Source organism: Aeromonas sp. SE22 (assembly GCF_038739755.1).
In the GTDB taxonomy this organism is placed as follows: Bacteria; Pseudomonadota; Gammaproteobacteria; order Enterobacterales; family Aeromonadaceae; genus Aeromonas; species Aeromonas jandaei.
This window is the reverse complement of record NZ_JBCGFD010000007.1, coordinates 61,781-83,731: the sequence shown is the minus strand read 5'-3', so window position 1 is coordinate 83,731 and position 21,951 is coordinate 61,781. Positions and strand designations below refer to the sequence as shown.

The following is a 21,951-nucleotide window of genomic DNA, read 5'->3' as shown; positions in this document are numbered from 1 at the left end:
GGTTACTCCTTCTTGCTGTCTGACTTGCTGTCGGAGGACTGGCTGCTATAGAGGAACTTGCCAATCAGATCTTCCAGCACGATGGCGGATTTGGTGTCTTCAATCAGGTCGCCATCCTTGAGCATGCTGGTCCCCATCTCCTCGTCGGTAAAGCCGGGGGCCAGACCGATGTACTGCTCGCCGAGCAGACCGGAAGTGAGGATGGAGAGGGTGCTGGTCTCGGAGAACTCGCCGGCACTCTTTTCCATCTGCAGGGTGACCTCGGGAACCTGGGTTTTCGGGTCGAGCACGATGTCGCTGACCCGGCCAACCACCACGCCGCCGACCTTGACCGGCGAACGGACTTTCAGGCCGCCGATATTATCGAAATGCGCGCGCAGGGTATAGGTTTCTCCTTCCGGTTTGAAGCTCAAACCGGCCACTTGCAGTGCCAACGCCAGAATGGCACCGATGCCGGCCAGCATGAAGGTGCCAACCAGGAATTCTACTTTGCTGAACTTCATCTTTACCTTATCCAAACATGACTGCAGTGAGAATAAAATCCAGGCCGAGTACGGCGAGGGACGAGTGAACCACGGTACGAGTCGTGGCCTGACTGATCCCGGCCGAGGTCGGCTTGGCATCATAGCCGTTGAAGAGGGCTATCCAGGTGACCACCAGAGCGAAGATCAGGCTCTTGATGGCACCCTGCATGATATCTTCATGCCAGTCGACCGAGGCCTGCATGGCAGACCAGAAGCCCCCTTCGTCGACGCCAAGCCAGTCAACCCCGACCAGCTTGCCGCCAAAGATACCGATCAGGCTGAACATGAAGGCCAGCAGCGGCATGCTGATGACCCCGGCCCAGAAGCGGGGCGCCACCACCCGGCGCAGCGGATCGACTGCCATCATCTCGAGGCTCGAAAGCTGCTCGGTCGCCTTCATCAGGCCGATCTCGGCAGTGAGAGCCGAACCGGCGCGACCGGCAAACAGCAGCGCGGTTACCACAGGGCCCAGCTCCCGCAACAGCGAGAGAGAGACCAGCGGGCCCAGACTCTGCTCGGCACCAAAATCCTTTAGTACGTTGTAGCCCTGCAGCGACAGCACCATACCGATGAACAGCCCCGACACCAGAATGATGGCGACGGACTGCACCCCGACTACATAGAGCTGCTGCACCAGCAACGGGAAGTGCTTGCGTGGCTCGGGTTTGCCAGCCAGCGCATGGAACAGCATGATGGCTGCCCGACCCAGGGAGGTGATGGCGCGAATGCCGACCCGCCCCAGCTTGCTTATTTGACTTATCAACATCAGAGATCCTGTAGCAGGTCGCCTGCCGGAAAGTGAAACGGAACAGGACCATCGGGCAATCCTTTGAGGAACTGCTCGACTTCGGGGTTGTGTTCCTCGCGCAGCTGTTCCGGCGTACCGTGCGCCACCACCTTGCGGTTGGCGATGATGTAGGCGTAATCGGCGATGCTGAGCACCTCTTTCACGTCGTGGGTGACGATGACGGAGGTGATACCAAGGGCATCGTTCAAATCCTTTATCAGCTTGACCAGCACCGCCATGGTGATGGGATCCTGGCCGACAAACGGCTCGTCATACATGATGAGATCCGGATCCAGCGCGATGGCGCGAGCCAGTGCTGCCCGGCGAGCCATGCCGCCGGAGAGCTCGGAGGGCATCAGTTTTGCCGCGCCGCGCAGACCTACAGCCTGTAGCTTCATCATGACAATGGTGTGGATCAGCTCTTCCGGCAGACCTGAGTGCTCTCGCAACGGGAAGGCCACGTTGTCGTAGACCGTCATGCCGGTAAAGAGGGCACCGCTCTGGAACAGCATGCTCATCCGCTTGCGCACCTCGTAGAGGCGCGAACGGGAAAGGGCGGGGATATCTTCCCCGTCAAACAGGATATGACCGGACTCGGGTTTGAGCTGGCCACCGATCAGCCGCAGCAGGGTCGTTTTGCCGATGCCGCTCGGGCCCATGACGGCGGTGACCTTGCCACGGGGAATGGTCAGGTTGATCCCGTCATACAACAGCCTGTCTCCGTGACTGAAGGTCAGATCGGAGACGGTGATCAGGTCATTGTTCAAACAATTGTCCATTCGGTGTAAATGAGGTGCGAATTTTATGGGCTAGTCTAGGTCTAAGCAACAGCAAGGAACAACTATTGAGCAGCCTTCAGCGCGGTTTGCGCGACAGTTTTATGTAACAAACTGCGTCATACGTTACGGGATTTGCCATCTGATTCGCTTATCAGAGCAGACTTTTTTATAATCCCGCAGCTAAATTCGCCCCGGAGCTGTCTCTTTATGTCTGCAACCCCCGAGAAAGTGTCTGAACTGTTCGATTTCCGTCGCAGTGCCCGTGCGGTGCTGGACACAGAAAAACAAGCGATTGATGGACTCTATCAGTATCTTAACGACGCCTTCGACAAGGCGTGCGAGATGGTGCTCCGTTGTGGTGGCAAGATAGTGGTCACCGGGATGGGCAAGTCGGGCCATATCGGCAGCAAGATTGCCGCCACCCTGGCCAGTACTGGTACGCCAGCCTTTTTCCTCCACCCGGGTGAGGCCAGCCACGGCGATCTGGGGATGATTTCGGCAGGGGATCTCATCATCGCCATCTCCAATTCCGGCGAGAGCGACGAGATCCTGGCCCTGCTGCCGGTGCTCAAGCGTCGCGGTATCCCGCTCATCTGCATGACCGGCAACCCGGCCTCCACCATGGCCAAAGAGGCCAACGTGCATCTGTGCATCAAGGTGGAGAAAGAGGCGTGTCCGCTCGGGTTGGCACCCACCTCCAGCACCACGGCGACCCTGGTGATGGGCGACGCGCTGGCGGTCGCCCTGCTGGAAGCTCGCGGCTTTACCGCCGACGATTTCGCTCTTTCTCACCCGGGTGGTTCGCTCGGCAAGCGGTTGCTGTTGCGAGTGGGCGATTTGATGCACAGTGGCGAGCTGTTGCCCCGGGTGGGGATCGATGCCACCATCAGCGAAGCGCTGCTGGAAGTGAGCCGTAAAGGGCTCGGTATGACCGCAGTGGTTGACCAGCACGGGCTGCTGGCGGGACTCTTCACCGATGGCGACCTGCGCCGCATTCTCGACCAGCAGGTCGATATTCATCGCACCCCCATCAGCCGCGTCATGACGGCCAACTGTGTTACCGTAGGGCCGGAGATGATGGCGGCAGAAGCCGTCAAACTGATGGAAACGAGAAAAATCAATGGATTACTGGTTGTGGATGGCGACAAGCGCCCACTGGGTGCCTTCAACATGCATGACCTGCTGAAAGCCGGAGTTATTTGATGCAAAACGTACCGACCCTCTATGGTCCGGTGACGCGCAACCAGTTCGACAAGGCGGCGCAAATTCGCCTGCTGGTGTGCGATGTGGACGGGGTGCTCTCCAATGGCCTCATCTACATGGGAAACAACGGCGAAGAGCTGAAAACCTTCTGTACCCGTGACGGCGCCGGCATGCGGGCACTGCTCAATGCCGGGATCGAGATCGCCATCATTACCGGGCGCAACTCCCGTATCGTCAGCGATCGGATGAATAGCCTGGGGGTGGCCCATGTGGTGCAGGGGGCTGACAAGAAGTTGCCTCATTTTGAAGCCCTGCTGGCCAAACTGGGGCTGACACCCGAACAGGCCGCTTATATGGGGGATGACACCATCGACCTGCCGGTGATGGAGGCCTGTGGCCTCGGTATTGCGGTTGCCGACGCCCATCCGCTGGTGCTGAGCCGTGCCGATATGGTGACCCGGCTTGGCGGCGGTATGGGGGCTGTGCGCGAAGTGTGCGATCTCATCCTGCAGGCACAGGGCCATGACGATTATCAGCCCGAGGTATCGGCATGAGCAGACAAACCCTGTTGTTTGGCCTGCTGTTTCTGGTCGCTCTGGTGGCCTGGCAGCTTGGCAAGGTGGAGCTGGTGCCCGAGGCCAAGGTAAAAACCGAGCACTATCAGCCGGATTTTGTCGCCAGAGATCTGGTGACCACCCGGTTCGATGTCAACGGCAAGCGTACCGAGCGGCTGGAGTCCCGATATGCTGAGTATTTCCAGATCCTCGAGCAGGCTACCTTCGAAAAACCGGTGGTCTACATGTTTGACGAGCAGGGACAGGCCGAGTGGAAGGTGACGGCCGAGACCGGTGTACTCAATACTGATGACAACGTGATCCTGCGGGACAAGGTGCATCTGGACGGGTTGCTGCCGGACGCCTTTATCTCCAAGCTGGATACGCCCTATATGGAGCTGGATCTGGTGACGCAGGACGTACGCAGCAATCGGCAAGTGAACATTTTGGGTCAGGATTTCCAGACCGAAGGGGTTGGCCTCAAGGGCCATCTGGACCGCAAATATTTTGAGCTACTGGATCAAGGTCATGCCATCTATTTCAATGAAAAACGCTAATCTGGCCCTCGCCGCTCTGATGCTCTGCGGCACAGTCAACGCCAAGGAGTCCGACTTCACCGAGAAGGTCTATGTCGACGCCATCAAGCAGGTGGCCGAGATGCAGGACAACCGCATCACCTTCGAGCAGGATGTGACCATCAATCAGGGCACCATCAGGATTAAGGCTGACAAGGTTGTGGTAACCCGTTCCGGCGAGAAAGGGGCCGAGGTAATGACAGCCTATGGCAAACCCGCCACCTTCTTCCAGATCCTGGATAACGGCAAACCGGTCAACGCTCATGGTGACAGCATTCGTTACGAGCTGAAAAAGCGTCTGGTGACTATCACCGGTAACGGCCAGCTCAAGCAGGAAGATAGCCAGGTCAACGGCGACCTGATCCGTTACGACATCGTCAAACAGAAGATGATTGCCGAGAGCAAGACCCCGAACCAGCGGGTCAAGACGGTGTTCCTGCCCGATCAGGTCGAGAATTTCGACAAGCCCGCCGACCAGAAGAAGCAGGGAAAATAAGCCATGGCAGTATTGAAAGCAGTCGGCCTGCAGAAGAGTTACAAGCGTCGCATGGTGGTTAGCGACGTGAGCCTTGAGGTAGGAACCGGCCAGATCGTCGGCCTGCTTGGTCCCAACGGTGCCGGCAAGACCACGTCGTTTTACATGATCGTCGGGCTGGTACAGCGGGATGCCGGTCTCATCACCATCGATGATCAGGACATCAGCCTGCAGCCCATGCATGTGCGTGCCCGCAACGGCATCGGTTACCTGCCGCAGGAAGCATCAATTTTCCGCCGCCTCACTGTGTATGAAAACCTGATGGGGGTGATGCAGACGCGCAAGGAGCTGAGTCGCGAAGAGCGGGAGGACAAGGTTCAGCAGCTGCTGGAAGAGTTCAACATCACCCATATCCGCGACAACCTGGGGCAAAGCCTCTCCGGTGGTGAGCGGCGCCGGGTCGAGATTGCCCGGGCGCTGGCAGCGGAACCGCGCTTTATCCTGCTGGATGAACCCTTCGCGGGGGTTGACCCGATTTCTGTGATAGACATCAAGAAGATCATCCAGCACCTGAAAGATAGGGGTCTTGGCGTCTTGATTACCGACCACAACGTCAGAGAGACTCTGGACGTATGCGAGAAGGCTTATATCGTCAGCCACGGCCAGATGATTGCCGAGGGTGCCCCGGCCGATATCCTCGCCGATGAACAGGTCAAGCGCGTCTATTTGGGCGATCAATTCAGTCTATAGTAAGGGGGCAGCCTTCATTCTCTGTGACAGTGCCTCGCTGAACATAAGGATATCCCGACGTAGATGAAGCCGACATTACAGTTGCGTCTCGGTCAGTCCCTGACCATGACGCCGCAATTACAACAAGCGATTCGTCTGCTCCAGCTCTCCTCTCTGGAACTCCAGCAGGAAATTCAGCAAGCGCTCGAAAGCAATCCTCTGCTGGAGCAGGAAGAGAGCGAAGTGCAGGAGACTGCTCCGCAAGAGGCTGTCGATGCCAGCCAGCTCGACTCCAGTGATGCCATGGCTCAGGAGCAGATGCCGGATGAGCTGCCAGTGGATACCACTTGGGACGAGGTTTACTCCGCCGGTACCGCCCAGAGCGCAGGCCCGATCCACGACGGTGAAGACAGCGTCTATCAGGGCGAGACCACCGAAAACCTGCAGGACTATCTGCTGTGGCAGATGCGGCTCACTCCGTTTAGCGATGTCGATGCCGCCATCGCGCTCGCTATCATCGATGCCATCGACGAGTCCGGTTATCTGACCGTTGCACTGGAGGATATCCAGGCTGCCGTCAGCAGTGACGAGGTGGAGGTCGAGCTCGACGAGGTGGAGGCAGTTCTCAAGCGGGTGCAGCATTTTGACCCGGTCGGTATCGCCGCCCGCTCGGTGCAGGAGTGTCTGCTTATCCAGTTGGAGCAGTATGCCCCCGAGACCCCCTGGCTCAACGAAGCCAAAGAGGTGATCCTCGAGCACATGGATCTGCTCGGCAACCGCGATTATCGCACTCTGGCCCGCAAAACCCGCCTCAAGGAGAGCGACCTCAAGGAGGTGCTGGATCTGATCCAGTTGCTGGAGCCGCGCCCCGGCAACGGCATCATCCAGAGCGACTCCCAGTATGTGATCCCCGATGTTTCGGTGGTAAAGCGTCAGAACCGCTGGGTGGTGGAGCTCAACCCCGATTCTGCCCCGCGCATCCGGGTCAACGAGACCTATGCCGCCATGGCCCGCAACGCCCGCAGCAGCACGGATACCCAATTCATCCGCTCCCACCTGCAGGAGGCCAAGTGGTTCATCAAGAGCCTTGAGAGCCGCAACGATACCCTGCTGAAAGTAGCCAGCTGTATTGTCGAGCAGCAGCAGGGCTTTTTCGAGTATGGTGAAGAGGCGATGAAACCGATGGTGCTCAACGACATCGCCGAAGCGGTGGAGATGCATGAGTCGACCATCTCCCGGGTGACTACTCAGAAATACATGCATACCCCCCGTGGTATCTTCGAATTGAAGTTTTTTTTCTCCAGCCATGTGAACACCGAAGGAGGAGGAGAGTGCTCATCGACCGCAATTCGCGCGCTCATCAAAAAGCTGGTGACGGCAGAGAATCCTGCCAAACCGTTAAGTGATAGCAAGATCGCGGATTTGCTGGCCGAACAGGGTATTATGGTGGCTAGACGCACGATCGCTAAGTATCGCGAATCCTTGTTTATCCCACCTTCCAATCAGCGCAAACGCCTGGTTTAGGCAAAACAAAAGGATGATGTTATGCAAATTAACCTGACCGGACACCATGTCGAGATCACCGAAGCTCTGCGTGATTATGTGAATAACAAATTTGCCAAACTCGAGCGTCATTTTGACCACATCAACAACGTGCATGTGGTGCTTAGCGTAGAGAAACTGAACCAGATTGCCGAAGCCAAACTGCATGTCAGCGGTGGTGAGGTGTTCGCCAACTCCGAGCATGCCGATATGTATGCCGCGATTGATACCTTGCTCGACAAGCTGGACAGGCAGATCATCAAGCACAAAGATAAGTTAAATAAAAAATAACTATGCAACTTGAACACATACTGAGTCGGGACTGCACCAAGAGTGCAGTCCCATGTACCAGCAAGAAACGCGCCCTTGAAATCATCAGCGAGCTGGCTGCCGAACGCCTCGGCACCTCCCGCCAGGCGCTGTTTGAATGCTTGCTGGCCCGCGAGAAAATGGGTAGTACCGGGATCGGTGCCGGTATTGCGATCCCCCACGGTCGAATTGACGATGAGTTCCCGCCAACCGCGATCCTGATGACCTTTGCCGAACCCATCCCTTTCGACTCCATCGACAATCAACCGGTTGACCTGCTGTTTGCCTTGCTGGTACCGGAGAGCGAGTGCAAACAGCATCTCAAGACCCTTTCCCTGATGGCTTCCAAGCTGGGTGACAAGGCGGTCTGCCGCCAGTTGCGTCAGGCTACCAGTGACGAAGAGCTCTATCAGATCATGACCTCGGCCTGATGTGCAGGCCCTGATGACACACCCGTTTTGGCGTGAGGGAACAAGATGCAGTTAATCGTGGTGAGTGGACGTTCGGGCTCCGGCAAGACGGTAGCCCTGCGGGTGCTGGAAGATCTGGGCTACTACTGTGTAGATAACCTGCCGGTCAACCTGCTGCCCCAGCTGATCGTCGCGGTCGAGAGCCAGTACGACAAGCTGGCGGTCAGCATCGACGTACGCAACCTGCCGAGCGATCCGGAGAAACTGGAAAATCTGTTGGCTCAGGTGCGCAATGAGGGGCGGGTTGAGTTCTCCAGCTTCTTCTTCGACGCCGACAACGGCACCCTGCTCAAGCGCTATGGCGAGAGCCGCCGTCTGCACCCCCTGTCGCGCAACAAGCTGTCGCTGGATGAGGCGATCCGTCAGGAGACCCACCTGCTGGCGCCGCTCTCCTCTACTGCCGACCTGCGCATCGATACCACCAACCTCAGCATTCACGGCCTGAGCGAGCTCATCAAGACCCGGGTGCTCGGCAAGAAAGAGAATGAGCTGGTACTGGTGTTCGAATCTTTCGGCTTCAAGTACGGCATACCCAAGGATGCCGACTTCGTGTTTGATGCCCGCTTCCTGCCCAACCCGCACTGGATCCCGGAACTCAAGCCTTTTACCGGCAAGGATGAACCGGTCGCCGACTACCTCGCGGCGCAAGCGGATGTGATGCTGTTTACCCAGCAGATCGAAAACATGCTGGCGACCTGGTTGCCCCATCTTGAGCGCAACAATCGCAGCTATGTGACGGTCGGCATCGGTTGCACCGGCGGTCAGCACCGTTCGGTCTTTATCGCGGAGCGGCTGGCTGCGGCCTTCAGAGCACTGGGCAAGAACGTGCAGCTCCGCCACCGCACCCTCGACAAGAACCCATCCCACTCCTGATGACGCAATAGGACGGCCCAATGACAGTCTCTGCTTCGGTTGAAGTGAAAAACAAGCTGGGCATTCACGCCAGACCAGCCATGATGTTGTTCGAGCTGGTACAGGGATTCGATGCCCATGTGTTGCTGCGTAATGAAGATGGGGTCGAGGCCGATGCTGACAGCGTTATTGGCCTGCTGATGTTGGACTCCGCTCAGGGCAAGCAGGTGGAAGTGCAGGTTGAGGGCCCCGAAGAGGTTGAGGCCCTTGCCGCCGTAGTTGAGCTGTTCACCTCGGGTTTCAACGAGGAGTAGTAACGACGCTCAGGGCGTGACTCTTGCCAGCGCCTTGAAATCGGCAAAATCGCGACAAGCCAGCAGACTCCTGCTGGCTTTTTCATTCATCAGCGCCAGAAAAAGATCGTAGAGCCCCATCGCCTCCTCATAGTCTGCCTTGCTGATGGCCAGCACGAAGATGAGGGTGGCATTTTCGCCATTGCCCCAGTCGATCCCCTGCGGTGCCAGTACGGTATAGGCCAGCGTCCGGCGAGCCAGCAGGCCGAGGGAGTGGGGCAGGGCGATACCCTCGCCCAGCATGGTGGAAACAATTCGCTCCCGCTCCTGCAGGGAGGCCCTGAAGCCGCTCTCTACCAGATCCTCCGCCTCCAGCTGGCTGCAAATGCGATCAAATAGTTCCGCCTGGGTAAGCGGCTCGTTGACCACCATGAAATGGTCTGCATCGAAGTATTTGTCGAGCATATAGGGTCGGGTGCGGTCGATCAGTACCAGCTTGCCAAGTTGCTCCAGTTGGTACTGGGTCGGGAAGGGGTCGACCTGCACCACCGGCACATCCTTTTCGCTCACCTTGACGCTACTGATGACAAAATCCTGTTTGATCTGCGCCAGTCCTTCGTAATCCCGTACCGATTCCAGCGTGGTCAGCTGCAACTGGGGATACTCTCGCTTGATGCGCGCTTCCAGTACGCGGAAGGTGGCGTTGCCCGCATCGCACAGCAGCAGTGCCTGCGGGCGTCTGGTGTAGCCGATATCGTAGTGGCGCTCCAGCCCGACCCCGATATGGATCACCAGATAACCGATCTCGTGGTGGGTCAGCCGGTAAGGGGTCTGCCTGATCCACTCCGAGATGGCTGCCAGCGTGATGTCGTAGGCGAGGGGGTAGTACTGTTTGATGTGGTCTGCCAGCGGATTGTGGCTGCCGATCTGGTACTTGACCCGCAGTAGCATGGCGCTGATGTGGGTCTGCAGGTCGGCTCGCAGCTGCTGGTCACCCCGCAGATCATAGGGGTAGTGCTGGTGGATGTACGTGAGCAGATGTTCCACCAGCTGTTCGCTCTCGGCCGCCATGGCCGGGCTAAGCTGAGGCGTTTCGGCAATCAGGCGCGCCTGGATCTGGATGGCGAGGCAGGCTATCTCCTCTTCTCCCGGCGGGGTGAGGGTCGGCAGTTCGCCATAGATGTCACGGGCGACTGCCAGCAGGGGGGCAGTGAGATCCTCGCTGGCGAATTGGCGCAGCTCGTGGCCAGCGGCCTGGCGCAGCAGGGCGACGGCACAGTAGATGGCAAGCTGCTGCAAACTCTCGTCGGCCAGACGCAGCTGATGATGGCTCAACTGGTCGTGAATGTGATTGCCCACTACCTCCAGAGTTTTGCTGGGGCAGAGGTTGGGTAGCAGGCTCTGCAGGGGATGGTTGTTGAGCAGCTCCTGACAGAGCAGCTGGGTCAGACAGGCGCGGATTGCCGTCTCGCTCCCCTGTACCCGCATGCCCACCCTTGGTTTGCTCTCGACCGTGAGGCCAAAGTGAGCCAGTTGTTCCCGCACTTCCGCCATATCCCCCTGCAGCGCCGTCCGGCTCAGATACCAGGTGTCTGCCAGCTCATCGAGCTTGATCCCCTGTTCTGCCGTCAGCAGCAGGATCTGCAGATGCAGCACCCGCTCGCGACTGGTACGCGGCAAGGTACTCTCCTGCCCCTGTGCTGCCAGCAATGCCTCAAACAGCGTCTGATTGTAGATCTTCAGCTGGTAGCCGCTGCCACGCTGGTGGATCAGGTGGGCACCGTGCGTGGCAATCAGTTCGTTGAGGGTCGCTACATCGGTGCGTACGGTGCGGGTGGAGACATTGAGGCGGCGAGCCAGCTCCTCCTGCGGCAGTGGTTCGGCATGAAGCTGGGTCAGCAGCTGGTGCAGTCTCGGGTGGGGCAGCTTGATCATGTGGGGATGAACGTCTCCTGTTGCAGGATAAAAGGACCGATGTTAACAAGCATGTCACCAGCAGGCCAGGCACCGGTCAGTGATTAAACCGGTGCCCGTGACTGCCATCACGCCAACAGTCGTTTCACCGTGGCCAGCAGAGTCCGTACATCATCAGGACGGGTCTGACCGCTCGCGCTGTCGATGATGGAACTGTAGACGTGGGGGATCACCTTCTCGACCCCGGCATCCAGCGCGATTCGCACAATCTCTTCAAAGTTGTCCAGATCGATGCCGCCGGTGGGCTCCAGCCAGAAGCCGTGGCGGGCACAGGCCTCGGCCACCGCCTGATACTCGTCGCGGCAGGCCAGCCCGCCCATGGGGAAGAATTTGACCGAGCTGCCACCCATGTCCTTGAGCAGGGCGATGGCGGTGTCGATGGGGACGATGCCGTCCGGCTGCCCGGCGCTGAGCGGGCCGGTGGAGATCTTCACCATCCCCGGCATGCCGGTGGGGGAGATCAGGCCGTTGACCAGTGTTTCCGACTGGCCGAGCAGCGCCCGGCTGGCGCCAACGCCAGTGAACACCTGATTGACGTGCTGGGGCTGCAGCTGGCAGGCCAGCTCGGCCACCATGGCGGATTGGCGTGGATCACCGGCCCCCAGCCCGATGGAGAGGGCGTTATCGATAAGCTTGGCGTACTCCTTCATATCAGCCACCGCGGAGGGAATATCCGGGTAGTTTTTGGAGAGCACACCGACCAGCACGTGGCCTTCGGCTGCGTCGTATACCTCGACGGCATTCTCCTTGGAACCTGCCAGCACGTTGAGACAGACCCGATCTCGGTAGTAGTTGGGGGTAAGGGACATCAGCGATTCTCCTGAACGAGGTTGGCAATGGCGGAGTGGATTTGGTCGAGCTGGGGCACGGTGACGCTGCGCACATCGATCTCGATGTGCCCCTCGTTGGCCTTGTAGCCACGGCAGTAGATGGCAGGTGTGCCCTGTTGCAGACGGCTGACGACCTGCACAGTGGTCATGCCGATCTGCTGGTGGTCGAAGGCGATATCGGTGCGGGCGATGTCGCGCCCTGCGCTGTCCCACACCACTTTGGCGGTGACGCCGGGCAGCTGATTGAGGCGCTCGATGAAGGGGGTCATCTTGGCGACCATGGCGGCGCCGCTCTCTTTCTCTTTGGCCAGATAGCGTTCGATGGCGTGGGTGAGGCCGAGGATCCCCTCCTTGCCCACCTTCATGGCGCGACCGATGCCGTTGGCTTGCTGCTTGACCCACTCCACGTACTGACGCTTGCCAACTACCAGCCCGCTGGTGGGCCCTTCAATGGCCTTGGCGCCGCTGTAGATGACTAGATCTGCACCCTGGCTGTAGTAGAGGCGCAGATCCTCCTCGGCGGCCGCATCAACGATGAGCGGGAGTCCGTGGGCCCTGGCGACCTCGGCGGCTTCGGCAACCGACAGAATGCTCTTCTGCACGCAGTGGTGGGATTTGATGTAGAGGATGGCTGCTGTGTTGGCATTGATGGCGGCGGCCAGCTGAGCCGGGGAACATTCGTTGGCGTAACCGGCCTCTATAACTTTGCCGCCACCCAGATTGACCATGGTGCCGACCGGGGCGCCGAAGTTGACGTTGTGTCCCTTGGGCAGCACGATTTCGCTTGGCACGTCATGGGGGTGGGCATGCAGGTGCTCGAGGCGGTAGGGGTCGCCGCGTACGATCACGGCGGCCACTGACTGGGCGATGCCGGCGCTGGCACACGAAATGACCACTGCATCTTCCACTCCCAGCAAGCCAGCTAGGTAGGCGCCGGTCTTGTTGACCAGATCCTTGACCTCGAAGTAGTGGCCGAGGCCGAAATTGACAGCATCGACCACCTCCTGCTCGGGGGTGGAGACGCCGAGAATGGTCATGCGCCCGGAGGCGTTGATCACCGGTTTGAGCTGATATTTCTCATAAACAGAAGGCATGGTGTGATTTCCCATAGTGAGTCAGAACCAGTTCGCCGCCGACCAGGACGGCGAGAGGCTGCAGTTGTTGGTCACCGCGGCGAGACTGGGCTTCGGTATCCATAAACAGGGTCGGGCCGCTGGCGACCTCGAACAGGGTCAGATCGGCATCGGCACCTACCTCGAGCCGCCCCTTGCCGGAAAGGCGCAGGGCATCGGCGGCCTGATGGGTGACGCAGGCGAGCACCTGCGCCAGCGTCATGCCGATGGCGAGAAACTTCGACATCACGTGGGCCAGACTGTAGACCGGCCCCTTGATGCGGTTCTTGCAGTAGATGTCGGAGCTGATGGTGCGGGGCAGGATCCCCTGCCGGATAGCCAGCTCCGCCACCTCGAAGCTGAAGCTGGCGCCGCCGTGGCCGATGTCGAGCAAGAGGCCCCGCTGCATCGCTTCGCGCACCGCCTGGCGCAGCTCGCCAGCCGGGGTCAGGATGCGGTTGGGCTTGCCGTTGAAGCAGTGGGTCAGCAGATCACCATCCCCCAGCAAGGTCACGATCTCGTCCAGATCCGGTGGCGTGTTGCCCACGTGCACCATCAGCGGCAGCTGGCCGTGGGCCTGTTGCAGCGCCTTGGCCATGCGCAGCGGTTGCAGGCCGTTCTCACCCACCACGCTGCCGCTCATCCGCGCCTTGATGCCGACAATAAAGTCGGGGTGGCGGCGAATGGCTGCCGAGGCGAGATCCATATCCAGATCCTGTCTATCCGCCAGCTCGTTCTGGCGCAGCAGGCCGATACGGGAGATGTTGAGCAGGGCATGCACCCGGGTCTTGCAGTTCGCAGCGATCTGCTGGAAGTCATCCACATCGTCGGCCCCGGTGCTGCCGGCGTCGATCACGGTGGTGACGCCTGATTCGACCCCGACCTTGTCCGGCTCATCGTGATAGATGGGGGAGGCGGGGTAGCAGTGGGTGTGGCCGTCGATCCAGCCGGCGCTCACATGCACCCGGCCGCCGAGATCCAGGATCTGCTGCGCCGTTGCCGTCTCCGGCAGGGAGCCGATGGCGGCGATTTTGCCCTCCCTGATGGCGATATCGACGAGCTGGCCATCTCCTTGGCGCCCCGCTTTGATGATCATGTCGTACATGCAGATGACCTCTGGCGAGCCGCCCCGCAGGGCGGCTGGTACTTACACAAGGGCGACCGGGAAGAAGGTACCCAGCAGCATGGCTCCCAGGATGGCGCCGCCGGTGATGGGCTTGCCCCACACGTAAAACAGCAGCGCACCCAGCAGGGAACCGATACCGATGGGGATCGAGGCACCCATGGCGGAGAGGATGATGAGGGGGCCGAGGAAGCGGCCAGAGCTGTTGCCAGCTCCCATCATGACGTCTGCGCCGTAGGTGGAGTTGCTCTGGTTGATGGTGAACTTGCGCGCCAGAATGATGACGTAGCCGATGGCCAGACCAATCCCCATGCCGGTTGCCAGCGAGGCGCCGAAGTTTTCCACCGGATAGACGATACCGGCCCCCAGCAGCAGGGCGGGCACACCGAGGCCGACTCCGGTCTGGATGGCGCCGCCGATATCCAGGATCCCCACCAGGGATCCCTCGATGATGCGGGCGAACAGGAAGCTGGCACCGAACGCGGCTACCGCGCCATAGGCTCCCGTGTCCATTCCTGCTTTGAGCATGGCGACGAAGGCTACCTCGTTGAAGGCACCGACCCCGTACAGATAGAACATGTGGGTACCGGCAAAGACCCCAGCCGAGAGCAGGCCGACGAAGATGGGGAATGACCAGTCGGCATACCAGAAGTTGTTTTTCAGTTTCTCATCCATGGTGTGACCCCTTATTTGCCGCTCAGCAGGTTATGGACGTTCTCCAGCCACAGGGGGACACCCATATGGAAGGATTCAATCAGTTTCATGTCGAAGCCGCGGAAGAAGCCGCTCAGCACGAACAGCAGGACGATGGCCGCCATCATCACCTTGGTGACGTGGTTCCAGCCGCTCTCTTCCACGCCCTTGCCGATCAGGATGCCGAGCACCAGACCCGGTACCGCGTTGCCCATGATGAGCTGGGCCAGACCGCCGAAGATGGTGGCCCAGAAACCGGACTTCTTGCCCGCCTCAATGGCTGCCAGCCAGAAGATCACCGGCATGACGGTATTGACCAGCAGGTTGGCGGCCGGTACCAGCACCTTGACCGCAGTGACCTGCAGGGCGGCCGGTACGGCGGCGGCCGTGCTGTTGAGGAAGGCGACCACGATGGCGCCTATGATGCCGCCGGCGATGGCCATCTTTTTCGGGTCGTGCAGGGTGGTGGCGAGATCCCGATTTTTGAACAGCAGTGCCGCCGTGGCCCAGTGCGGAATGATGCGGTGATCCACATCCTGGGTGAAGGCGCCTGCCGCCACGGTGGAGGCCCAGGCGTTGAAGAAGAAGCCGAGACCAAACGAGAAGTGGGAAGCGGGATCCCCTTCGCAGGAGTTGAGTTCGCCCAGGGTGCGGAAGGCGCCCATGCCCTGTACGGTCGGGGCGTGGAACATCCGCGCCGCGCCGGCCCCCACCCCGACGCCAACCAGGCCGCCAATGATGAGAGACTTGATAAATATGATTAGAAACATCCAACGTATCCTTCTTGTGGGGTGGTGCCGGTCAGGAGATCACACCCGGGTGAACGTCACCCTGGCGACGTCGAGACTGGTGACCTGAACCGTGATCTCCAGCTGGACGCGGTATTCGCGGCGCTGGCGCGGCAGGAAGAAGAACAGGAACTTCTCCACCCGGACCGACTCCTCGGCTTTGAGCACCTGTACATCGACCGGCTCAATGCGCAGCAGTACCTGCTGGTTGTCCTTGAGCAGTGTGGGTTGCACCTGGCTGAGGGCGGAGGCAAACGCCTGCTGACGGGTGGTTCCCTTGCCGCTGACGGTGACCTTGGTGGTGAAGTTCTCTTTCATCAGGCGTGTCCGTGTTTCTTGGCGAAGGCTTCGACCAGTTTCTGGCCCAGCTCTTCCTTGTCCATGAAGCCAAAGCCCAGCACGACGAAGCCTTCGTTGATGGCGGTGACGCCCTCTTCGATGGAGCGCATGCCGTAACGGCACTTGTAGCCGTACTTGGTCTGGGCGGTGATGGCGCCGGCGCCGCCGCTGCCGCAGAAGGAGATCCCCAGATCCGCCTGCTCCTTGTTCATCACGTCACCGAGCTTCATGTCGGCGGCCATGCCGGGGATGATGGTCACGCTGGCACCGGCTGCTTCCGCGCCTGCCCCCACTTTCTGACCCTTACCGAGACGATCTCCAATCACGAGTTTGATGGCAGTCATTTAGTTATCTCCTGTTACTGAGCTGAGTTCGTTTTCTTTGGCTACTTCAAAATGGACGGACAAGAGGTGTGCCTCTTCGTAGGCGAGTCGCTCCAGCCAGCTGACAACCTGCTCGGCGAGACGCAGGGAGAGGGGAGAGATCTCCTCAAACAGGCTGAGGTCAACTTCCGGCAGCGGTTCACCGCAGTGGGAGCGCCACACCATGGCTTTGACGTGGGAGGCCAGCATCTGCTGCTGTACCTCGTTGGGGCGGATACCCTGATCGCCCAGCAGAATATGAATGCGTGCCAGGATCTGGTCGGTCTGACGCAGCAGCGCCGGGCTTTCCGGGGTCAGGGTCTGGTCATGAGTCTCTGTTTGCAATGTCTGCTCTCCAAGGCTGGCAGAAGGGATGGCTATACCCTAAGCCGGCATGGATGGAGAGAGGAGGCAGCTTTTTTCCGATTCGAAGCGGAAATTCCCGTCGCTCGGGTTCAAAAAGGGCCCTTTATTGGCAAAAGAGAGTGAAAAAGGTCTGAACGAGGCTGGATTAGTGTGAGCAGAGGCGCACTTTTCCGTTTTCAGCTGGCAGCTGAGCCTTGGTGAAAAGTGTGAATCGCCTCACGCAGGCGGGGCGTATTTATGAAACAGCGGGCAAGAAAAAGGGCGGTTGCCCGCCCCTGAACGATGAGATGGGGTCGAGGTTAGCTGGCGCCTGCCGCGCTGGCGGCAGCCCGGTTCTGGTAGCGCAGATCCTCTTCGATGGTCACTACCACCTCGAGCGGCTTGCCATCGCGGAAGACAGAGATGGAGAGCTTGGTGCCGGGGCGGCTCTCGACGATCTTGTCCATGGCGGCACGTACCCCGGTGATCGCTTCACCGTTGATCTTGAGCAGCACGTCACCCCGTTGCAGGCCGCCTTTGGCCGCCGGGCCGACCGGATCCAGACTCTCGACGATGAGGCCGCGCAGTTCGCCCAGGTTCATCATGCGGGCGACGATGGGGTTGATCTCGACGCTGGAGATGCCGAGATAGCCGCGAATGACGCGGCCGTTGGCGATCAGCTCGTCCATGATCCGCTTGGCCAGCCGGTAGGGGATGGCGAAGCTGATGCCGTAGCTCTCCTGATTGCCGTTGAGGTGATAGGTGGCGGTGTTGATGCCCACCAGATCGCCCCGGCCGTTGACCAGAGCGCCGCCCGAGTTGCCGGCATTGATGGCGGCGTCGGTTTGCAGCAGATCCTGCCGGCCATTGCTGTCCGGCCCCATGCTGGAGAGACCGGTGCGACCGGTGGCACTGATGATCCCTTGGGTGATGGTCTGGCCGACGTTGTAGGGGTTGCCGATGGCAAGCACCACGTCGCCCACCTCGGGCTGGTTGTTCTGGTCCTGCGGGATCACCGGCAGGTTATCCGATTCGATGTAGAGCACCGCCAGATCGGTGAGCTGATCGGTGCCGACCAGTTCGGCGCTGAAGACGCGGCCATCCTGGAGGGCGACGATGATCTGATCGGCATCGGCGATGACGTGGTAGTTGGTCAGCACATAACCGCGCTGGTTCATGATGACGCCTGAGCCCAGCCCCTGTGGCTGCAGCTGTCCGCGATTGCCCTGATTGGAGGCAAAGCTGCGGGTATAAATGTTGACGACTGCAGGGCCAGCACGGTGGGCGGCGTAAGAGAAGCTCAGTTCGCGGGCGTTGGTGATCAGGCCGGGCAGCTGAGCCCCGCCACGGAAATTGGGAAAAAGCAGCAACAGCAGTGCGGCGACGGTCAAACCGAAGCCGATAGACTTGCCCAAGTAACTGACTAAAGAGGGGATTTTCATGTCATTCTCATCCGTGCTGGCTGCGGGCAGAGAATAACACTATCAATGGATAAAAATCACCCGCGGCGAGTGCCGCGGGTGATGGGGGGTTAACGGATTACCAGATAGAGGGAAGAGTCGCCGCGCTGGATGTTGAGGGCCAGCACGTCCGGCTTGCTCTTGAGCGCTTTGGTCAGTTCACCCAGGGTGTTGATGCGCACCCGGTTGACCCCGATGATGATATCGCCCTTCTGCAGGCCGGAAGCGGCTGCCGCAGAGCGGGGGTCGATATCGGCCACCGCGACACCGGAGACCGGGTCGGTAGTGGTGCTCAACTTGGCCCCTTCCAGTGCCGGGTGCAGGGCGCTGGCGCGTACTTCGCTGTCATCGGCCTGCTTCAGGGTGACCTTGGCGCTCTGGGCCTTGCCATCACGGATCAGTCCCAGCTCGACCTGCTTGCCGGCGCCCATGGTGGCGATCTTGGCACGCAGCTCGCCGAAGGAGCGAACCGGCTTGCCATCGATGCTGACGATGATATCGCCCGCCTTGATGCCCGCCTTGTCGGCCGCAGAGTCCGGCATCACCTGGTTGACGAAGGCGCCATCCTTCTTGTTGTAACCGAAGGTCTTGGCGATGTCGGAGGTGAGCTCGGTGCCGGTAATACCCAGCTGGCCGCGACGTACTTCACCGTACTTGACGATCTGGTCGGCCAGATCCCGCACCATGTTGGAGGGGATGGCGAAGCCGATGCCGATATTGCCACCGTTGGGGCCCAGAATGGCGGTGTTGATACCGATCAGCTCGCCACGCAGGTTGAGCAGGGCGCCGCCGGAGTTACCGGAGTTGATGGCCGCATCGGTCTGGATGAAGTTCTCCAGATTTTCGATGTTGAGGCCGCTACGGCCCAGCGCACTGACAATACCGGAGGTGACGGTCTGCCCCAGACCAAAGGGGTTGCCGATGGCCAGCGCATAGTCACCGACCCGCAGCTCGTCGGAGTCGGCGAACTTGATCTGCACCAGATCTTCCGCCTTGATTTGCAGCAGAGCGATGTCGGACTGTTTGTCCTCACCGATCTTCTTGGCCGCATACTCGCGACCATCTTTCAGGTTGACCTTGATCTCGTCCGCCTCGTGAACCACGTGGGCGTTGGTGATCACGTAGCCCTTCTTGGCATCGATGATGACGCCGGATCCGAGCGCCTGGAAGGGCTGCTCGCTCACTTGTTCGTCAGGCATGTTGGGGCCAAAGAAGAAGCGGAACTGCTCGGGCAGGCGCTGGCGGGTCACTTTCTTGCCAGAGACAGAAATGTTGACCACGGCCGGAGTGACCTGCTCCAGAACAGGAGCCAGACTCGGCATCTCCTGGTTGGAGCCTAACAGGGAAGGCAGTGCAGCCTGAGCAGGGGCCGCAGACATGGCGATACCGACACTGAGGGCTAGCACACTGAGCATGGAAAGAGGTTTACGCATATGAAAAACAGCTCCCAGAAAAAGTTGCATTGCAATCGTCAAGGTCAGACCACAGACGTTCCCGATTAGTTCCGCAAGGGACTGACCCGCTTACTTGAGCAGACCGGAAGAGGCGCCGGCATAGTCGCGAGGCGGTACGCCCGGCTCGGCTTCGGTCTTGGTCTCTTCTTCTTCCACCAGGACTTCGCGGAACAGCGGCTCCTGAGCCTTGGCCAGGAACTTGCTCTGCTCTGCCATGTGGCGATAGAGGGTTTGATACTGCTCGGCCAACTGCTCCATCAGTGCCGCACTGTCGGCAAAGTGGGTATTGATCTGGCCCTGATAGTTTTCGAGCTCTTTATGGGCCTTTTTCAGCTCCTGTTCCAGACGACCGGCGTCACGGCTGCGAACCGAAAAACGGCCGATGATGATACCGACGATCAAGGCTGCGACAGCCAGCAGGATCCCAATTGACAGACTCATAGATGCTCCTTGTTACAGCTAAAACAGTGTGTGTTCATGCGGCTGGATGAGCCGCCATGCCTTGATGGCACTATACCGTGCGTCCTGAGGGCGTGATACCATTTTGTCCTCTATTCAGGGAGTTGGAGAGGCCTCAAGGATGACACCGCAGCAAAAATACCAGCAGGATCTGCTACGACCCGGCGTGCATGCCGACCCCGCTCAGGGGATGGCCATCAGCAGGCTGGAGCGACTCTATCAGGATTTGCTGCATCGCCCGACTCCGACCAGATCCCGCTGGCTGTTTGGCTGGTTGCAAAAGCCCAGGGCGCAGGAGCCCATCCTGGGGGTCTATATGTGGGGTGGAGTGGGCAGAGGCAAGACCTGGCTGATGGATACTTTTTTCGACAGCCTGCCGGGGACGCGCAAAATGCGCTGTCACTTCCATCGCTTCATGCAGCGGATCCACGATGAACTCAAGGCGTTGAGCGGTCAGGCTGACCCGCTCAAGCTGGTCGCTGCCAAGCTGGCCGGCGAGACGGACATCATCTGTTTCGACGAATTTTTCGTCTCGGACATTACAGATGCCATGTTGTTGGGCACGCTGTTTCAGGAGTTGTTCGGTCACGGCGTCGTGCTGGTGGCAACCTCAAACATTCCGCCAAAGGATCTTTATCGCAACGGGCTGCAGCGAGCCCGTTTTTTGCCAGCCATCGAGCTTATCGAGCACCATTGCGAAATACTTAACGTGGACGGCGGCATCGACTATCGCCTTCGTACGCTGGAGCTGGCCGAGATTTATCACTGCCCGCTGGATCTGCAGGCAAAAACGAATCTCGATCGCTATTTTCAGCAATTAACCGGGGGGCACGAGGCCTCCGGGGGGCGTTTTGAGGTCAATCATCGTCAGCTGACGTCGCTGGGGATGGGAGAAGGGGTGCTCTATATGGATTTCGAGCAACTTTGCTGTACTCCCCGCTCCCAGAACGACTATATCGAGTTGGCCCGGCTGTTCCACACCGTGTTGCTGGCCAATGTTCAACCAATGGGCAGAGGCACGGATGACGCGGCTCGCCGCTTCATCGCCATGGTCGACGAGTTCTATGAACGGCATGTCAAACTCATCATGTCGGCCGCCGTGCCCATGACGGAACTCTATGGTGAAGGGCTGCTGAATTTCGAATTCCAGCGCTGTCTTTCACGGCTTCAGGAAATGCAATCGCACGAATACCTTGCCAGAGTGCACCTTCCTTAGTCACAATACCGCGCCTGCCAGTCGGATGGGCATCTGCGGCAGGTAGGGCCGGGCGACATTTGCTAGCTTCATGGCAGTGAAATTAGCAGGTGATATTTAAGGCAACTTCACTTATAATCGCCCGGCCCACGTTACAGCTGTCGATAAGACAGCAACACTTTAAGCTTTACTTGTATTCGAAGGGGTACAGGTAGGCCATCGTTTGTTGTTTGTGGGAGAGCCCCCATAAACAATTGGGTCTGTAACAGGTAATTGGGTTTAACTTAATGAAAACTTTCGTTGCCAAGCCAGAAACCGTAAAACGTGACTGGTACATTGTGGACGCAGAAGGTAAAACTCTGGGTCGTATCGCAACCGAGATCGCTGCTCGTCTGCGTGGTAAGCACAAAGCTGAATACACTCCGCACGTTGACACCGGTGATTACATCATCGTTGTAAACGCTGAGAAGGTACGTGTTACCGGTAAGAAAACTACCGACAAAATGTACCACGCTCACTCCGGTTTCCCGGGTGGTATCAAGTCCATCAGCTTCGACAAGCTGATTCAGCGTAAACCGGAAATGGTAATCGAAGCTGCTGTTAAAGGCATGCTGCCGAAAGGTCCTCTGGGCCGTGCCATGTTCCGTAAACTGAAAGTTTACGCAGGCGCCGAGCACGCTCACGCTGCTCAGCAACCTCAAGTACTGGATATCTAATCGGGAACT

At 59.2% G+C, this 21,951-nt stretch carries 27 protein-coding genes; 12 read left to right on the top strand and 15 right to left on the bottom strand.

Translation table 11 applies throughout. The features are described 5' to 3' along the window. Positions 1-2: 2 nt before the first annotated feature. From mlaD to mlaF, 3 genes are read right to left on the bottom strand one after another with little or no spacing between them, the layout of a single operon-like run. Entirely contained in the window at positions 3-503 is a 501-nt protein-coding gene (gene mlaD / locus AAHA39_RS12880) for an outer membrane lipid asymmetry maintenance protein MlaD (protein ID WP_033115465.1), read from the bottom strand. 7 nt (positions 504-510) lie between these two features. Continuing rightward, positions 511-1,290 (bottom strand): lipid asymmetry maintenance ABC transporter permease subunit MlaE, encoded by a 780-nt coding sequence (mlaE, locus tag AAHA39_RS12875; RefSeq protein WP_033115464.1) that lies wholly within the window; start codon positions 1,288-1,290, stop codon positions 511-513. After that, positions 1,290-2,090: a phospholipid ABC transporter ATP-binding protein MlaF gene (gene mlaF / locus AAHA39_RS12870; protein WP_042030127.1), complete on the bottom strand. Its 801-nt coding sequence runs from the start codon at positions 2,088-2,090 to the stop codon at positions 1,290-1,292. The genes mlaE and mlaF overlap by 1 nt, the downstream gene beginning before the upstream one ends. Before the next feature lie 207 nt (positions 2,091-2,297). Here mlaF and AAHA39_RS12865 point away from each other — a divergent pair, with 207 nt between their 5' ends. The 10 genes from AAHA39_RS12865 to npr all read left to right on the top strand — a co-directional run bounded on the left by AAHA39_RS12865 (position 2,298) and on the right by npr (position 9,113). Then, positions 2,298-3,293: a KpsF/GutQ family sugar-phosphate isomerase gene (locus AAHA39_RS12865; RefSeq protein WP_041210120.1), complete on the top strand. Its 996-nt coding sequence runs from the start codon at positions 2,298-2,300 to the stop codon at positions 3,291-3,293. Next, on the top strand, positions 3,293-3,847 hold the full coding sequence (gene kdsC / locus AAHA39_RS12860) for a 3-deoxy-manno-octulosonate-8-phosphatase KdsC (protein WP_320655573.1): 555 nt from the start codon (positions 3,293-3,295) through the stop codon (positions 3,845-3,847). The genes AAHA39_RS12865 and kdsC overlap by 1 nt, the downstream gene beginning before the upstream one ends. Continuing rightward, positions 3,844-4,404 carry an LPS export ABC transporter periplasmic protein LptC gene (lptC, locus tag AAHA39_RS12855; RefSeq protein ID WP_201912934.1) on the top strand — a complete coding sequence of 187 codons (561 nt, stop codon included), beginning with the start codon at positions 3,844-3,846 and terminating at the stop codon, positions 4,402-4,404. The genes kdsC and lptC overlap by 4 nt, the downstream gene beginning before the upstream one ends. Beyond that, entirely contained in the window at positions 4,391-4,918 is a 528-nt protein-coding gene (lptA, locus tag AAHA39_RS12850; RefSeq protein WP_041210123.1) for a lipopolysaccharide transport periplasmic protein LptA, read from the top strand. Before lptC ends, lptA begins: the two co-directional genes overlap by 14 nt. 3 nt (positions 4,919-4,921) lie before the next feature. Beyond that, positions 4,922-5,647, top strand: a complete 726-nt coding sequence (lptB, locus tag AAHA39_RS12845; protein WP_033115458.1) for an LPS export ABC transporter ATP-binding protein — start codon at positions 4,922-4,924, stop codon at positions 5,645-5,647. Positions 5,648-5,710: 63 nt separating this feature from the next. Next, a complete protein-coding gene (locus AAHA39_RS12840; protein WP_108570885.1) occupies positions 5,711-7,150 on the top strand; it encodes an RNA polymerase factor sigma-54 in 1,440 nt (479 codons plus the stop codon). A 21-nt stretch (positions 7,151-7,171) separates the two neighbouring features. Further along, the gene (hpf, locus tag AAHA39_RS12835; RefSeq protein ID WP_005336323.1) at positions 7,172-7,459 is read left to right on the top strand and encodes a ribosome hibernation promoting factor; all 288 of its coding nucleotides are present in this window, start codon (positions 7,172-7,174) and stop codon (positions 7,457-7,459) included. Between the two features lie 2 nt (positions 7,460-7,461). Further along, complete coding sequence (gene ptsN / locus AAHA39_RS12830; protein ID WP_042030121.1) at positions 7,462-7,908, top strand: PTS IIA-like nitrogen regulatory protein PtsN; 447 nt, start codon at positions 7,462-7,464, stop codon at positions 7,906-7,908. A gap of 45 nt (positions 7,909-7,953) precedes the next feature. Next, positions 7,954-8,820 (top strand): RNase adapter RapZ, encoded by an 867-nt coding sequence (gene rapZ, locus AAHA39_RS12825; RefSeq protein WP_320655566.1) that lies wholly within the window; start codon positions 7,954-7,956, stop codon positions 8,818-8,820. Positions 8,821-8,840: 20 nt separating this feature from the next. Beyond that, entirely contained in the window at positions 8,841-9,113 is a 273-nt protein-coding gene (npr, locus tag AAHA39_RS12820) for a PTS phosphocarrier protein NPr (RefSeq protein WP_033115454.1), read from the top strand. A 9-nt stretch (positions 9,114-9,122) separates the two neighbouring features. On the opposite strand, the gene AAHA39_RS12815 is transcribed toward npr, so the two are convergent. From AAHA39_RS12815 to AAHA39_RS12760, 12 genes are all read right to left on the bottom strand, one after another. After that, positions 9,123-11,027 (bottom strand): BglG family transcription antiterminator, encoded by a 1,905-nt coding sequence (locus tag AAHA39_RS12815; protein ID WP_320655563.1) that lies wholly within the window; start codon positions 11,025-11,027, stop codon positions 9,123-9,125. Between the two features lie 107 nt (positions 11,028-11,134). Further along, a complete protein-coding gene (dagF, locus tag AAHA39_RS12810; protein WP_043850965.1) occupies positions 11,135-11,875 on the bottom strand; it encodes a 2-dehydro-3-deoxy-phosphogluconate aldolase in 741 nt (246 codons plus the stop codon). After that, positions 11,875-12,990, bottom strand: a complete 1,116-nt coding sequence (locus AAHA39_RS12805; RefSeq protein ID WP_320655561.1) for a DgaE family pyridoxal phosphate-dependent ammonia lyase — start codon at positions 12,988-12,990, stop codon at positions 11,875-11,877. The genes dagF and AAHA39_RS12805 overlap by 1 nt, the downstream gene beginning before the upstream one ends. Continuing rightward, positions 12,974-14,113, bottom strand: a complete 1,140-nt coding sequence (locus AAHA39_RS12800; RefSeq protein WP_320655558.1) for an amidohydrolase/deacetylase family metallohydrolase — start codon at positions 14,111-14,113, stop codon at positions 12,974-12,976. The genes AAHA39_RS12805 and AAHA39_RS12800 overlap by 17 nt, the downstream gene beginning before the upstream one ends. A gap of 42 nt (positions 14,114-14,155) precedes the next feature. Then, positions 14,156-14,806, bottom strand: coding sequence for a DUF4310 family protein (locus AAHA39_RS12795; RefSeq protein WP_005355144.1), 651 nt, complete (start codon positions 14,804-14,806; stop codon positions 14,156-14,158). A gap of 11 nt (positions 14,807-14,817) precedes the next feature. Beyond that, positions 14,818-15,594 (bottom strand): DUF4311 domain-containing protein, encoded by a 777-nt coding sequence (locus AAHA39_RS12790; protein WP_005341754.1) that lies wholly within the window; start codon positions 15,592-15,594, stop codon positions 14,818-14,820. A 39-nt stretch (positions 15,595-15,633) separates the two neighbouring features. Beyond that, entirely contained in the window at positions 15,634-15,930 is a 297-nt protein-coding gene (locus tag AAHA39_RS12785; RefSeq protein WP_320655556.1) for a DUF4312 family protein, read from the bottom strand. Further along, the gene (locus tag AAHA39_RS12780) at positions 15,930-16,295 is read right to left on the bottom strand and encodes an SFCGS family glycine-rich protein (protein ID WP_320655554.1); all 366 of its coding nucleotides are present in this window, start codon (positions 16,293-16,295) and stop codon (positions 15,930-15,932) included. The genes AAHA39_RS12785 and AAHA39_RS12780 overlap by 1 nt, the downstream gene beginning before the upstream one ends. After that, on the bottom strand, positions 16,296-16,658 hold the full coding sequence (locus tag AAHA39_RS12775) for a transcriptional regulator (protein WP_320655553.1): 363 nt from the start codon (positions 16,656-16,658) through the stop codon (positions 16,296-16,298). It lies immediately after the preceding gene. Between the two features lie 320 nt (positions 16,659-16,978). Then, positions 16,979-18,100 (bottom strand): outer membrane-stress sensor serine endopeptidase DegS, encoded by a 1,122-nt coding sequence (gene degS / locus AAHA39_RS12770; RefSeq protein WP_041210132.1) that lies wholly within the window; start codon positions 18,098-18,100, stop codon positions 16,979-16,981. An 89-nt stretch (positions 18,101-18,189) separates the two neighbouring features. Then, positions 18,190-19,551, bottom strand: a complete 1,362-nt coding sequence (locus AAHA39_RS12765; RefSeq protein ID WP_041210133.1) for a Do family serine endopeptidase — start codon at positions 19,549-19,551, stop codon at positions 18,190-18,192. Positions 19,552-19,641: 90 nt separating this feature from the next. Beyond that, complete coding sequence (locus AAHA39_RS12760) at positions 19,642-20,013, bottom strand: YhcB family protein (RefSeq protein WP_042030111.1); 372 nt, start codon at positions 20,011-20,013, stop codon at positions 19,642-19,644. Positions 20,014-20,152: 139 nt separating this feature from the next. Here AAHA39_RS12760 and zapE point away from each other — a divergent pair, with 139 nt between their 5' ends. Continuing rightward, positions 20,153-21,247 carry a cell division protein ZapE gene (gene zapE, locus AAHA39_RS12755; RefSeq protein ID WP_320655549.1) on the top strand — a complete coding sequence of 365 codons (1,095 nt, stop codon included), beginning with the start codon at positions 20,153-20,155 and terminating at the stop codon, positions 21,245-21,247. Positions 21,248-21,513: 266 nt separating this feature from the next. After that, entirely contained in the window at positions 21,514-21,942 is a 429-nt protein-coding gene (rplM, locus tag AAHA39_RS12750; RefSeq protein ID WP_005341737.1) for a 50S ribosomal protein L13, read from the top strand. Positions 21,943-21,951 lie beyond the last annotated feature (9 nt).